The organism is Xylanibacter ruminicola, from assembly GCF_900107775.1.
GTDB lineage: Bacteria > Bacteroidota > Bacteroidia > Bacteroidales > Bacteroidaceae > Prevotella > Prevotella ruminicola_C.
Window position 1 is genome coordinate 106,017 of record NZ_FNRF01000005.1, and the last position, 15,142, is coordinate 121,158.

7 protein-coding genes are annotated in these 15,142 nt (G+C 49.1%); 1 reads left to right on the forward strand and 6 read right to left on the reverse strand.

Features of this window, described 5'->3' with window-relative positions; genetic code table 11:
• Position 1: 1 nt before the first annotated feature.
• The 6 genes from BLU97_RS12645 to BLU97_RS12670 form a co-directional block, all read right to left on the reverse strand.
• On the reverse strand, positions 2 to 1,510 hold the full coding sequence (locus tag BLU97_RS12645) for a glutamine synthetase family protein (RefSeq protein WP_074761906.1): 1,509 nt from the start codon (positions 1,508 to 1,510) through the stop codon (positions 2 to 4).
• Between the two features lie 149 nt (positions 1,511 to 1,659).
• Positions 1,660 to 2,703 carry a family 43 glycosylhydrolase gene (locus BLU97_RS12650; protein ID WP_317039906.1) on the reverse strand — a complete coding sequence of 348 codons (1,044 nt, stop codon included), beginning with the start codon at positions 2,701 to 2,703 and terminating at the stop codon, positions 1,660 to 1,662.
• 10 nt (positions 2,704 to 2,713) lie between these two features.
• On the reverse strand, positions 2,714 to 4,561 hold the full coding sequence (locus BLU97_RS12655; protein WP_074761908.1) for a RagB/SusD family nutrient uptake outer membrane protein: 1,848 nt from the start codon (positions 4,559 to 4,561) through the stop codon (positions 2,714 to 2,716).
• A gap of 22 nt (positions 4,562 to 4,583) precedes the next feature.
• Positions 4,584 to 7,898, reverse strand: coding sequence for a SusC/RagA family TonB-linked outer membrane protein (locus BLU97_RS12660; RefSeq protein ID WP_074761909.1), 3,315 nt, complete (start codon positions 7,896 to 7,898; stop codon positions 4,584 to 4,586).
• A gap of 30 nt (positions 7,899 to 7,928) precedes the next feature.
• Positions 7,929 to 9,938, reverse strand: coding sequence for a hypothetical protein (locus BLU97_RS12665; RefSeq protein ID WP_074761910.1), 2,010 nt, complete (start codon positions 9,936 to 9,938; stop codon positions 7,929 to 7,931).
• Positions 9,939 to 9,970: 32 nt separating this feature from the next.
• A complete protein-coding gene (locus tag BLU97_RS12670) occupies positions 9,971 to 10,978 on the reverse strand; it encodes a glycoside hydrolase family 43 protein (RefSeq protein ID WP_074761911.1) in 1,008 nt (335 codons plus the stop codon).
• A gap of 180 nt (positions 10,979 to 11,158) precedes the next feature.
• Here BLU97_RS12670 and BLU97_RS12675 point away from each other — a divergent pair, with 180 nt between their 5' ends.
• A complete protein-coding gene (locus BLU97_RS12675) occupies positions 11,159 to 15,142 on the forward strand; it encodes a hybrid sensor histidine kinase/response regulator transcription factor (RefSeq protein ID WP_074761912.1) in 3,984 nt (1,327 codons plus the stop codon).

The window sequence follows — 15,142 nt, forward strand, 5'->3', positions numbered from 1 at the left end:
ATCAGCCACAATGGAAGTACTTGGTAACTAACTTCTGGATTTCCTCTGGATAATTCTCTATCGTATGACGGAGGTTCTTATCGTCGAAGGCACGAAGCTGTTCGATGATACCATCTATCATGGCTGGCGAGAACACACCATACTCCTCGTAGGCCCTACGCTGACGGTTCAGACAATCGGCAGAAGCTACACATGAGTCGGGCAGCTGAGCCAGATTAGCAAGTCGGTCGGCATTCTCAGCATCGTGGATATTTACATTCACGTATGTTTTCTCGGCCAGTTTAAGCGCGCCATCCAGCTCAAAGCCATAACGGCAGGCTACACACAAACCAGCCAACAACTGATAGAGATCGGCAGAGCCATCGGGTGAACGCATCTCAACGGTCTGCTTAATGCTGGTATCATAGTGAGTTTGTGGCTCCAACGGATTCGCAGCATGACACATATCCACATCTGCAGCCCAGCCTAATGGCACACGTACCAATACGCTGCGGTTTCTGTCGCCCCAACAAACATTGGTGGGCGCCTCCTGATGGGGAACCAGACGGAAATAGCTGGTAGGATTCTTATTTCCAAAAGCGGTAATCGAAGGTGCCAGCACCATCATACCAGCAATCATCTTACGGGCAGCCTCGCTCAGTACACCATTCTCCAGCATCTGGTTCTTGCCGTCCTTCAGCATACGCATGTGGATATGCAAACCAGAGCCAGCTTTACCTGTGGTAATCTTAGGAGCAAAGGTTACATCATAGCCCAACTCATAAGCCAGATTGCGGATGACCCACTTGGCAATCATCAGTTGGTCGGCAGCCTGCTCAACAGCCACAGGCAGGAACTCAATCTCGTTCTGCTCGTAGTTCTTACCATCCAAGCTGAAGTTACCAACCTCAGAGTGTCCATACTTAATCTGACCACCAGCCTGGGCAATATACTTCATACAACGGGTGCGGAACTCATTAGCTTTGGCATAAGGTGCCGACTCGTGATAGCCGCGCTGGTCCTGAGCAGGAAACATACCCTCGTCGTTACTAATCACATAATACTCTAACTCGCCCATGGCTTGGAACTCCATACCTGTTACCTGACGGAAAGCCTCAGCAGCCTTGTGGAGTGTGTGCTCAGGCGATGACTCCAACGGATTGCCATCCTTATCGAAGAACGAGCAGAGCAATGATACGGTTGGAATCTCGGCAAACGGATCGACAAAAGCCGTACGGTAGCGTGGCAACACATACAGATCGCTGCTGCCAGCCTGAATAAACGAGAACAAGCTACTGCCATCCACACGCTCGCCACAAGTAAGTATGGTATCAAGATAAGCCAGATCGTTAATTACAAAGTTAAGGGTTTTCAATCTGCCATCGCCGCCTGGATACATAAAGTTAACCATGCGGATATCGTTGTTCACAATGTAATCAATAATGTCGGCTTTAGTAAACTCAGCCGCGGGTTTCTGAAGTGCCTCTACAATAGGGTTGGCATTCAACATCAGCTTGTCGTTGTTAATCATGATGCTTTATCGTATAATTGTTTGCGTTATATTTCGGGCAAAGATAAGCATTTTTATTGGGTGTATGGTATTATTTTGAGGTTTTTTATAATTTTTGCACAAATATACATGAAAAATGGGAGACCGATTAAAGTCTCCCATCCAACCAATTACTTACTATCAAACGTCGGATAACTACTTTCTACCGACGACTGGCTGCCTGCTATCAAAGGCCAGCCATTAACCCATTCAACACGATCCATCAACACCTGTCGGCCAGCATCAGGATCGCTCCTCATGTAACCATGATATATCATCCAGTCCTGACCGGCATCATCGGTAACAAACTCGGCATTATGGCCAGGGCCTGCCACGTTGTTACTGCCATGCAAAAGCACATCGAAAGCCCCATCTAACATACGCTTACCATCCTTAGTAATATACGGTCCGAACAGATTCTCAGAGCGTCCGTAGATAACCTGATAGGTACTGTTGTTACCTTCGCAGCACGAGCCGTTTGAGCCAAACAGATAGTAATAACCATCACGATGATGGATGTAGGTAGCCTCCATCTGGTTACCAGCTATCTGAACAGGCTTGGCACCGGGCTTAAGCGTGAGTCCGTCGGCACTCAGCTCTACACCATAGATACCATGGAACGAGCCCCAGAACAGATACTTTTTACCACCATCCTCGATATAGAAGGGATCGATACAATTCTGTATGCCGATATCCTCGCTGATAAACAGCGCTCCATGATCGGTGTAAGGCCCTTGCGGTTGGGTAGCCGAAGCAACACCTAAACCGCAAGTCCACTCACCACCCCAAGTCGACTTAGAATAATAGAGCATATATTTACCATCAACATAATTGATATCGGGGGCCCAGATACCACCACCAGGATTCCACTTGGGGCGACTAGCATCAGTAAAAGCCGTACCCACATACTGCCACTTCAGCAAATCGGTAGAACGATAGATGGGCAGGTTGCGGATATCCTCGGTAGCAAAGAGATAGAACACGCCATCGGGCGACTTTACTATAGAGGGATCGGGCAACGAGGTTGCAATGATAGGATTACGATACTTCTGAACAACAGGAATAGGTTTGATATCCTGAGTGTGCCCACCGTCGTCCGACGATGAGCAACCCAGAATAGGCATAAAACCAACAATTATACTAACTATAGAAAACATGTAACTTCTTTTATTCATTACTAACATATTACCAACCAGGATTTTGTGTGAGATTAGGATTACGCTCCAGTTCGCCCTGTGGCACAGCAAACAGTTTTACGTGCTCGCCAATATAGTTATTGGTGTAGCGCTTGGTACCCCAGATTTCGGTCATACCATTAGCACCATTCAGCTGTGAAGGATCGCTAACCAGTGCGCGGTTGGTGCCCAACTTACGATCGAGCCATGTATCCCAACGCAGCTGCTTCCAGTAGAGCTGGCCCTCGCCACAAAGCTCCCAGCCATACTCGTTACGGATACGCTCACGCATGTTGTCCTGACCAGTTACCTTGGTGTACTCGTTGCTATTAAGCAGAGCCAATCCTGGAATACGGGCACGAACCATATTGATGTATTTCACGGCCTCATCGGTCTTACCCTGCTCGTTCAGAGCCTCAGCCAGAGAGATGAGTGCACCTGCATAACGGAAGATAGGTGTATCGATATCACTGTTCAAGCCGTTCTTAGTTTCACGACCCTCGGGCACAAACTTACGCCACAGGTAGTAGAAGCGGTCGTTGGTATCGGTACGCAGGTCGTAAGGAGCAGCATTATCCGATCCAATGTAAGGCCAACGCAGGGTATAATCCCAGCAGTCGGCAGTTGATCCACCTTTATAAGTAGAGTACGGAGTAATGAAGTTCATCAGCATACGTGGGTCGCGATTCTGATAGATAGCCAGGATGCGGGCCTCGTTACCATCCTTGTCGTACTGACTCATATCGGCACCGTAGGTTACCATCTGCTGGTAGCCAGCCTTCAGTTTGTCGTTGGTAGCATTTGGATCGAGACCATCGCGCAGGAAGTAAACCGAACGGGCCTTAGGATCCATCTTTGAGTAGCCTGGGAACACCTCGTCCATATTAAATGGCTTACCATCTGCATACTCGTATGAGTCGACAAAGTAAGGATTAGGAATCAGGTTGTTCCAGCAACCAAAACCATCGGCGGTATAAGTATTACGGTTACCGTGTGTTCGACCTAACAGCGAACCCATACCCTCCTCATCGGTGTATTGATACTGGAAGATATACTCATCGTTGCGCTCATTAGCAGCCTTGAACATATTCTTATAGTCGGGGAACAGCTGGAAGCCCATGGTGGTGATGGCTGTAAAATCGGCAGCAGCCTTATCCCAGTCCTTCAGCCACATGTAAACCTGACCACGCAGATAATAGGCACAAGCCTTAGTCACACGACCGTAGTTCTTATCAGAGGTAGCGTACTTGTTAGGCAGACTAGGCTCGTTGATAGCCTCAGAGCAATCTTTGATAATCTGCTGCCATACCTCATCGGCGGTATTACGAGGCCTGGTGTCTTCGCCATACTCAACGGGTTCGGTGTAGATGGGCACACCACGCCACAGCACGTTAGCGCGATAGTAAGCCCAGGCACGCAGGAACTTACATTCGGCAATGTCGCGGGCACGCTCGCTGGCCGACATAGCCTCGCACCTGTCGAGGTTATTAATCACGTTGCTGGTACGATAGATTTCCTCATACAAGCGCTTCCACCAGTCGTTGAATCCCCAGTAACCGGCATTACAACGGCCACGTGCCCAATCGTAACCACCCCAGTTAGCATCCAGGTCGCAAACATCGGTGGCAGCATCAAAGTTCTGCCAGTCGGGGCATTCGCCCTGCTGCTCCCAGTAGAAACGTTCGTAGGCACCATTCACCACAGCATCAGCCATATTATAGGTACTCCATACCAAGTCGGTACCTACACGGTCGGAAGGTTGAGTATCCAGGAAGTCGGCATTACAAGCCGTGAAAGCGATACTCGATGCAGCCAGAATAAGACTGCGACACATATTATTAATAATTTTCTTTTCCATATTGGTTATTCATTGTTGATGGTTAAAATGTTACATTCAGTCCGAATGAGAGCTGGCGCATAGTAGCATAACCCTCACCAGAGCGCATCTCGGGATCAAGTCCGGGGAAGCTGGTGATAGTCCACAGGTTCTCACCCGAGAAGTAAACACGCAGGTTCTCGGCATAGATCTTTCTGCTGATGTTCTTTGGCAATGTGTAACCGATGGTCAGGTTACGCAGCTTCAGGTAATCGCAGCTATAGAGATGGAATGTATTGTCGAGGGCATCACTCATACTTGGATTCTCGAGCGACATACGTGGATTCTTCGAAGTGATGTTGGTACGAGGATCGTTGGGGTTATTGGGATCATAGAAGTAGTGATCGTCGGCAATCCACTGTGGGATGCTCAAACCAGATACCACATTTGATGAGTTCTGACCAATCTCACGCCAGTAGGTTGAGAAGCCTGTGGCTCCACCCCAGTTCATCGAGAGGTCGATACCCTTCCACTCTGCGTGCATCTGCATACCGAAAGTAAACTTAGGCACGTTCGACTCGCCCATGAACTGCTGGTCGTGACTGCCACCATAAACCTTATCGCCATTGGTATCGGCATAGATATACTCACCATACCAGATAGCATTCTGGGTAACAGCGTGCTGTGGCTCGAACGAGTAGCCGGCAGCAATCATGTCCTGTACCCACTTCAGGTCCTCGGGAGTGCGGATCATACCATCGCGTGGACCACCATTGGGGTTAACCACACCGTTGGCATCGTAATAAGTTCCGTTACCGCTATAGATAGGATATACATAGAACTCGTTCATCATGTGTCCCTCTACCAGGCGCTGAGTACCACCCGACGAAACCTCGCCAAGGTTAGAGTAGTATACGTTAGGATCGGGATTGTTAGGATCGGCACCCCATCCCTGGATGATGCCACCCTTATAGTCGGTTACCTTGTTCTTATTGAACGAACCATTAACAGCCACACCATAGGTTACGTCGCCAATCTTATCCTCCCAGCGGAAGGTCATCTCCAAACCGCGGTTGCTTACACCAGCCAGGTTCTGCAGAGGCGCCACCTTATCACCAAAGATCAGTCCGATTGATGGGCGGTAGAGGATACCAGAGGTCTGCTTGTCGTAGTAGTCGATAACACCCGACAGACGACCACCGAGGGTACTGAAGTCGAGACCTACATTGAAAGTCTTGGTAGTCTCCCAAGTTACATTCATGTTAGGCAGGTTCTTCAGGTAGAAACGAGGTACCTTCTTGCCACCCATGGTGGTGTAACCTGTTTCGTACCACGACTGATAAGCATAGTTATCAACCGATGAGTTACCCAGCTTACCATAAGAGGCACGCAACTTCAGGTTATCGAATACGCTGAGGAATGAGTTCTTGGCAAAAGCCTCCTCGCTGATACGCCAACCTGCCGATGCAGATGGGAAGAAGCCCCAACGGTTATCGGGTGAGAAACGCGACGAGCCATCATAACGGAAGTTAGCCTCCAACAGGTAGCGTGAATCATAGGCATAGTTCAAACGACCGAACCAAGAACGATAGGTATAACCGGTAAAGTTACCACGTGTGTACTCCTCAGATGTCAGAGTATTCAGGTCGGTCAGTGTGGCATCAATCATACCCATCTTCTTCACGTCGGTATTACCATCACTGTTCTTACCTTCCTCGAAACCTACCAGTGCACCTACATCGTGCTTCTGGGCAAAGGTGTGGGCCCAATTCAGGGTGTTGGTAATCTTCCAGTTATAGTAGTGGTGATAGTACATATAGCTTGAGAGGGCCTCGAGCGCAGCAGGCGATGCCACCACCTCGTTACGACTGAAGCTATAGCTCTCGTTCTGTCCGTCGGTGTACTTATGACGGGCATTGTAGTAGTCGTAACCAAAGGTTGACTTGAAGGTAAAGTCCTTCAGGAACTTCACCTGCGCATAGGCAGTGCTGTAAGCGTGGGTCGTCTTATAGTAGCTGTCACCATCGCCATTCAGCAGTTGCATGGGGTTGTGGGCAGCGCCATCCTCAACCGATGTCTCGATTCCACCAAACTTACCATCGTAATAGGGATAGATACCAGGCACAGTCTTCAGGAACTCCCAGCTCGACAGGGCATCCACGTTATTACGGTCGCGATCGCTGTGTGTACCCCATACCTGAGCACCTAACTGTAACCAGTTAGTTACATCCGAAATCAACTTCAGGTTGATAGAGTACTTCTGCTCACCCGAACGAACAATCATACCAGGGTTATCAAGGTAGGTTAATCCAAGGTTATAACGTGTGCGGGTATCCTTACCCGACAGAGAGATGGCATGCTCCTGCATCACCTTGGTCTGGTAAATCTCATCATACCAGTCGGTATTAGGATAAGCCACGTAGTTGGGATAGCCCGACTCGGCAATGCCATTGGGATTAGCCTCAGCCTGGCGCCATTGGTCAATCACACTTTGTGGATACTTCCCTGCTGTACCGATATTCTCGCTGGCCTCGTTCACCATCTCCATATAATCAGCATAGTTCGACATAAAGCGAACCAGCTTTGATGGTTTGTTGATCGACAACCTGCCGGTATAGGTTACATTCACCTTACCCTCGGTACCACTCTTGGTTGTAACCAGGATAACACCATTAGCACCACGGTTACCATAGATGGCACACGATGCAGCATCCTTCAGGATTGAGATGCTCTCGATATCCATAGGATTCACATCTGAGAGACTCATCTCCATACCATCTACCAATACCAGCGGACTGGCATCGTTCATGGTTCCCACACCACGGATGTTTACCGAGAAGTTCTCGGCACCGGGCTTACCTGAACCCTGCAGAATATCAAGACCGGCAGCCATGCCCTGCAATGCCTGAGCCACAGTGGTAACAGGACGCGAGTTGGCTTCCTTCTCAAGGTTTACCGATACCACCGAACCTGTGAGGTTCACCTTTTTCTGGGTACCGTAACCCACTACTACTATCTCGTTCAGTTCGTTGCGGTCTTCCTTCATGGTTACTACCATGTTATCGGTTGCACGAGCAGTCACATCTACGTAACCGATATAGGTAAACACCACTTGCGCATCGCTCTTACTGAGCTGCAGTTTAAAACGTCCGTCCATATCGGTCACAGCGGCATTCTGCGTGCCCTGCTCCTTAACGGTAACGCCAATCAGGGGTTCGCCCTGTGCATCTACCACCGTACCGGTAACAGTACGTTGCTGCTGAGTGGCTGCTACAGTACTGGAATGAACCGATAAGGCCAGATTTCGTTCGGCTAAAGCTGGCGAAGCTGCCATCAGCATAGCTGCGCCTACCAACGAGGTAATTAATCTTTTTTCCATTTCTTGATGTTTAGGTTTAATTGTTTTTGTTTATTTCTTCAGAAAATCATCTGTTCGTGTTGGTGAATACATCTCCCAAAGCGAGGCGATTGTCCATCCTGGTGCAAAGAGGTTATTATAGAATCCCTTACCATTCATACCATAATCCCAAGTGGTGTGCTGCACCACCTCTGGATAGAATCCGGGTACTGAAATACCACAGAGGCGCTCGGGTGTAGGCATCAGCTGTGAGAGTGAGTTAAAAATCACATCGTGCATCTGCAGGAAACGCTGGTTTCCCTTCTGCTGACCCAACCACTTTACAATGTGTGGCAACTCGAATACAAACGCATCGATATGGTTGTTCTCGACCGATACGTTACTCCAGCCACGGGTCTTCAGACCTAAGTCGCCCAGCATCTGACCCTGTGCAAAGGGTACATCCCACATGTAATACCACGACAAGGCAAAGTAAGCAGCCTTTTCGCACAAGTCGATATAACGCTGGCGCTCCTTACCCTTGGTTACAGCTGCCAGGTAATAGGTAGCGGTAACGGCAGCAATGGCAGCCTCTTTATCCTCGCAGTTAGCATCGAGGGTTGATGAGAAGTAATCGCTCTTTGAGATGATATTCTGCTCCAGATAATCAACAGTACGACGGGCTGCCTCCAGATATTGTTTCTTACCGAAGTAGCGATAACCCATCACCAAAGCTGAGGTAGATGATGGTGTGCTACCACCTGTACCATCCACGTCGATACCATTGTCGTGATACTTACGGGCAAAGCTGCCATCGGCCTTCTGCAGTTTCAGGAAACCATCCAGGATACCCTTTATACGTGCCTCCCACTGGGGATGACGACGACCATGTGCTTTCTCGTACTTAAGATACAGCAGAATGGCATAAACACCCTCTGACTGCTGACGGATAGAGTGTACTACCTTATCATCGCTTGGGAAGCCGCGGGTAAAGTTCACGTTATCATAAAAGTAGCCGGCACTGGTAAAACCATGCTGCAGATAGCTCTCCAAAATCTCATCACCCATGGTTACGAGATCCTGCTCGCCATGCTGTTCGCCGTACTCGATAGCATTGAAGGCATTCAGCAGTACACGACCACAGAAACCAACCTGTGCCTCGGGGAATGGCTTACAATCGCTGGTAAGCAGGGTGTGCCCCGAGTTGTACTTCAAGGGATAGTTGCTTACATACGACTGACGGAAATAGTTGGTCAGTCCCTTCTTCATCTCCTCAGGCGTAAAAAGTGGCTTCAATGCCTGTGGCTTCAGGTTGTCGAAGCAACGCTGCCACATCATTGTAACGTGCTCGCCAAAGTCCTTAGCCTCGGTTTCACTGATGCGCCACTGGATGGTCTTGGTCTCGCCCTTCTCAATCTTAGCAAAAGCAAATACGGGGGCAGCCAAGGTAAGCTTACGGATGTAGCGCTTAGGAGTCTCAATGTAAGGATAGCCAAAAGTAAGCTTGGCCTCCTGCTGCTCACAATCAAGTCCCAGGTAACCCAGAGATGTCTCACCACTCAGGATAATCTCACCTGCCTGGTGGGTAGTCATACACTCCTGTGGGGTGTCAAGCTGGCGGATAACAGCCACCGACTTACCGTTAGCCTCATCGTAAACACTGGTCATAGGCGACGACAGACGGTCCTCACGAAAGTTCCAGCTCTTGGATGTATGAAAAGCAGGTGCCTCCTTTGGCGAACGCAGGTTGCGGTGGTACCAGAAACCCGGCAGATAGAACTCACTATTGGCCGACAGGATGCCTGTGGCAAGTTGTGCGCCGAAGTTGTAATACGTTGTGGCATCGGCCTTGATGGTAACGGTATAAACCTGATCGTTGCCATCGTTTGCCAACTGTGCACTGATGTGCAAAGGCAATGCCTTACCATCGGCAGGCTTTAGCTGATTGCCATCAGCCTGCAGTTGAATAACTCTTGCCTCGTTGCCTGGCTGCTTGATACTGATCTGCGTCTGGATGTTGATAGCAAAAGCATTCATCGACAAAGCAGCAAAGGCTGCTAATAAATAAGTTTTGTTGAACATATAATATAAGTTTTTGTTGGGTTCTTGAGTATTTACTCTTTATATAAGTAATGGAACGTGCCATCGGTAACTCCAAAACCATGACTGTTCTGGGTTAATCCTACAACGGCTGTTTTACGGGGGCTCACCTCGGTAAAGCTGTTGTGGGTATGGAACACGTAGTTCCACTGGCCCTGAGCATCCTTGAACATATCGCCATGACCGGTGCCATAATAGCCTATGTTGGCACGATTAATGACCGACTCTGGCGATTTGGCCCATGGACCGTAAGGCGATGAGGCCGTAGCCATACCAACGGCATAGTCGATATTACGGAAATCGTTAGCCGAGTAGAACATATAATAGGTATCGCTAAGATGGAGTACGGTAGGACCTTCGGTTACGCCCCAACTGGCCTGTGCCGTATTCTCCCACTGTTCCGAGGCATGGATACACTCCTGGGCTGTTTCTTCCTTAATATCCATCAGATCGTCGGTCATCTCAGCCACAAAGATACGGTTGCCATCCTGCAATCGTACATGATACAGATAAACCTTGCCATCGGTATCAAACAGTACGAAAGGATCGATCGCTTTTCCAGGGGTAGCAATACACTTCTTTTCCTGCTGGGTAAAAGGCCCCATGGGCGAGGTGGCTGTTGCTACAGCAATCTGCTCGTTGGCTGTATAGAACATATAATAGGCATCACCACGCTTCACTACCTGTGGTGCCCAGAAACCTGTAGTACCATACGAGGTAGCTCCTGTTAAGCAGAATCCATTGGCTTTACCAACCGGTCCCTGCCAGGTTTTCATATCGACAGAACGATATACATAGAATCCCGTACCCGAATTGCTACCTGTACCATATAAATAATAGGTACCATCGGTATCAACAAAAATGGTGGGGTCGGCTTCGGTCAACACTTCCTGTTGGGGTACAGATGGTTTCTCGGGCACAGGTGCTACTGCGCTACCCGTGTCGTTCGAACTACATGAAGGCAAAACTGTAAGCACAGCCATCAGAGTCATCGCTAATCTTAAATTGGTTTTCTTATACATTTAGTTACAATTGGGTTGGTAATAAAGATTTCGGCGGCAAAAGTAATAAAAAGGATTATTAGGCACGGGTAATATTGTTCTCAAAACGGGTAATATCGTCAAAAGTACAGAATTACTGCACAAAAATAGGGGTAATATCAGAATTAATCGCTAAATTTGCACACAGATAAAAACGAAGCTATGCGATATATAACGTTACTCCTTACTTGGATATTTGCCAGTATCATGGTAAATGCTGCCGACTTTAAGTTCCAGCATCTGAACACCTCGTGCGGTTTACCCAACCAGCAGGTTGAGAGCATGGTGCAGGATAACAACGGCTATATATGGATAGGTACGCGTAACGGACTGGCCAGATATGATGGTTATAATGTTGACACCTACTACCATGTTGAGGGACAGCCACACTCATTGGTGCATAACTTCGTACATGGATTGTTTGTGGATAGCAAACAGCGCCTATGGATTAGTACCGAGAATGGTGTGAGTATGTATCGCCCCGAAAGCGACGACTTTCGAAACTATTTCAACGTACGGGGCTACTGCACCAGTTTTGTAGAGACCAACGACGGCAGAATACTCACCGGCTCAGGACAGTTGTATGCTTACGACGCCAAGACCGACTCATTTGTAGTTATCCCATCACTCAATGCCGGAACCATTGCCTCGTTGGCTAAGGATCGGACTGGCAACATCTATGTGTCGGCCAGTCAGATGATATTCTCGATGAGCGCTAACCTCACCAAGATACTACCGCTAAACATCAGTATTAACGATGGACAGCCCGTAAGTCATAACGCCATCCTCCCCTTGCTGGTTGATTCAAAGCAGCGCCTCTGGGTGGGTTGTAACGATGGCAGTGCCATCTGCTACAATCTGAAGAGTCATACCCAGCAACGTTATACAGCCAACCAACTAACAGGCGGCATTATCCGTGTAATTATCGAGGACAAGCAGCACCGCATCTGGTTTGGAACCGAGAACGGCATCCTGACATTGAATCCCGATGGCAGCAGCATACTCACACAGAAACACTATGGTAGTGACGGACTGTCGGACAATGCGGTGTACACCATTCTGGCCGACCGTCAGAACAACATATGGATAGGTTCATACTTCGGTGGCGTAGATTATCTGTCGATTCAGAAACCGCAGTTCCGTCATTTTGAGCCCAGTGCCGCCAAAGGCGAGTTAAAGGCCCGCATACCACGCATGATAACCGAGACATCGCCTGGCATCTTCTGGATTGCCAGCGAAGATCAGGGCGTAAACATCTACAACTCTGTTACAGGACAATTCTCGCCTTTTACCGAGATTCCTGGGCTCGACTCGAATACGCACAGTATCTACTACGACGCCAAGACTGCCGACATCTGGATTGGTACGCGATTCAAAGGGTTGTACCGCTACAACCTGCAAACCCGCAAAACCACCCAGTATTATCGTACCAAGGGACTTACATCGGAGGGTATTTTTTACCTGACCCGCGATAAGAACGGACGCTTGTGGATAGCCACAATGGAAGGATTGCGCTATTACGACGAGCAATCGGATACCTTCTGTACGATAGGCGACGACCTGTTGGACCGCACATTCATCTACTCGCTGTTCGTGGATCGCCACAACCAGTTATGGGCCAGCACGGTGGCTTGCGGCTTGTATTGCATCAGCAACGGCAAGGTAACAAGTTACAGTAGGGATAACGGCAGCGGACTGACCGATAATTACATCATATCGTCATTCGAGGACTCGAAAGGTCGCCTGTGGATAGGCACTAACAATAACGGCTTGTTCTGGCTCGACAACAAGAACGGCAAAATTCATCAGGCAGGTACATGGATACCCCGCCAATGTACGGTATGCAGCATTGTTGAGGATAAAACGGGTAGCTTGTGGATTGGTACCGACCAAGGTTTGTTCAGCCACCGACTGAGCGATGGGCATACCCGCTGTTTCTCGGCAGGTGCCGAACTGCCCGTCAACCAGTTCAACTTTACATCAACCTATCTGGCCACCGACGGACGCGTGCTGATGGGTACCTTCGACGGTCTGATAGCCTTCCAGCCCAAACAGATGCACACCGAGGCCAGGAACATGTATGTGCATTTCAAGAAACTGTTTGTAAACGATCAGGTACGCTCGCAGATCGACTATACCGACTGCATCACACTCACCTACGAAGAGTCGCACTCGTTCCACATCGAGTATGGTGTAGTGATGCCCGAGAATGTGCAGGGCATACAGTATCAGATAAAGGTGGATGGTATTGATAAGGAATGGCGCAGTGTAGGTACCGAACGTCGGTTCTATGGTTATCTGCTCAGTCCGGGCACCTACCAGCTGCACGTAAGGGCAAACACCTGCGACAGCGACTGGGATAAATGTCCTGAACGCATGCTTACCATCGTTATCAAGGCACCGTTCTATCTCTCCACCCTCGCGTACATGATATACTTTATTTGTTTTGCCGCACTGGTGTGGGGCGGACTCACGCTCTACAATATCCGCATGAAAGAGCAGGCCAAGGTGCGCTATGCCAACATGGAGAAAGCCAAGGTTGAGGAGATCGACCGCATGAAATCGAACTTCTTCACGATGGTGTCGCACGAACTCAAGACACCTCTCTCGCTCATCATCGCACCACTGAAGAGTATCAGCGCCAGCGAGGTGGATAAGGAGGTGGGCGAATCGCTAAACCTAGCCATTCGCAACTGCTCGAAGATGGAACACCTGATTAACGAGTTGGTGACCTTCAACAAGATTGAATCGGATAACTTCCCGTTCTACGTACAACAGGGCAACCCTGTAGAGTTTGTGGGTGTGGTGGCCGATAACTTTAACGAGGCCGTTCAGGCCAAGGGCTTACACCTCACCGTAAATTGTATCGATAACGGCGAAGACGGTTGGTTCTCGCCATCATATATCGAGCACATACTGAACAATCTCATGTCGAACGCCATCAAATTTACAGGAAACGGTGGCGCTATCACCATCCATGCCGAGATTACGCAGACAGCGGATTCGCCCGACCTGTATCTGAAGATGCAAGTAACCGATACCGGTATCGGCATTATCAAAGATGAACAGAAGAATATATTTGAGCGTTTCTACCAAACCAAACGCGGCTACAGCACCAATAGCAGTGGCTGGGGTATCGGTCTGGCACTCATTCGCCGATTGGTTGAGATACACAAAGGCTCGGTATCGGTAGAGAGCGAACTGGGCAAGGGTAGCACATTTACGGTATTGCTGAACATCTCGGGCAACGCATTCTCAGATAAGAACAAGATTGCAGGCGACAGCGAACAGGCAACGGTAAGCAGCTATCTCAATAAGCTCGATGCCACACCCGTTACCATTGCGGGCAGTGCCGTTCCAACCACCACTACCCCATCGGCCTCAGCAACACATAAACATACCTTGCTGGTGGTTGAGGATAATGAGGACATGCTGAAATTTCTGGAGCAGCTGTTTGCTGCCGATTACAACGTGATAACAGCGCCCGACGGACAGCAGGCATGGGATATCGCCATCAGTCGAACGGATATCAACCTGGTGGTATCGGATGTGATGATGCCTGTGATGACCGGTGCCGAACTATGCAACATGATAAAGGGTAACATGAGCACCAGTCATATACCCGTGATTCTGCTCACAGCCAAGGGCGACCCCGAGGACGTGAAGGACGGTTATCGCAATGGTGCCGACGCCTATGTACTGAAGCCCTTCGATCCAGAATCGCTGTCGCTACAGATCAGTAACCTGCTCAAACTGATACAGAGCCGTCAGCAAGCCATCTTTAATGACGGCGAGGAATCGCTGAAACAGAACGACAGTCTGACGCAGCTCGACCGCGACTTTATCCAGCGACTGATGGAACTGGTGGATAGCAACATTGGCAATGCAAACTTCTCGGTTACCGATATCACTACCGAATTAGGTATGAGTCGCAGTTTGTTACACACCAAGATGAAGAATCTGATGAACACCTCGGCTGGCGACTACATCCGCCACAAGCGCATACAAAAGGCCTGCCAGATGATTACCGACGGACATAATGTTTCGGAGACGGCCTACAGCTGCGGCTTTGCCGACCCCAACTACTTCTCAAAGGTATTCAAGAAAGTAGTTGGTGTGGCACCATCCGAATATACTAAACAATAA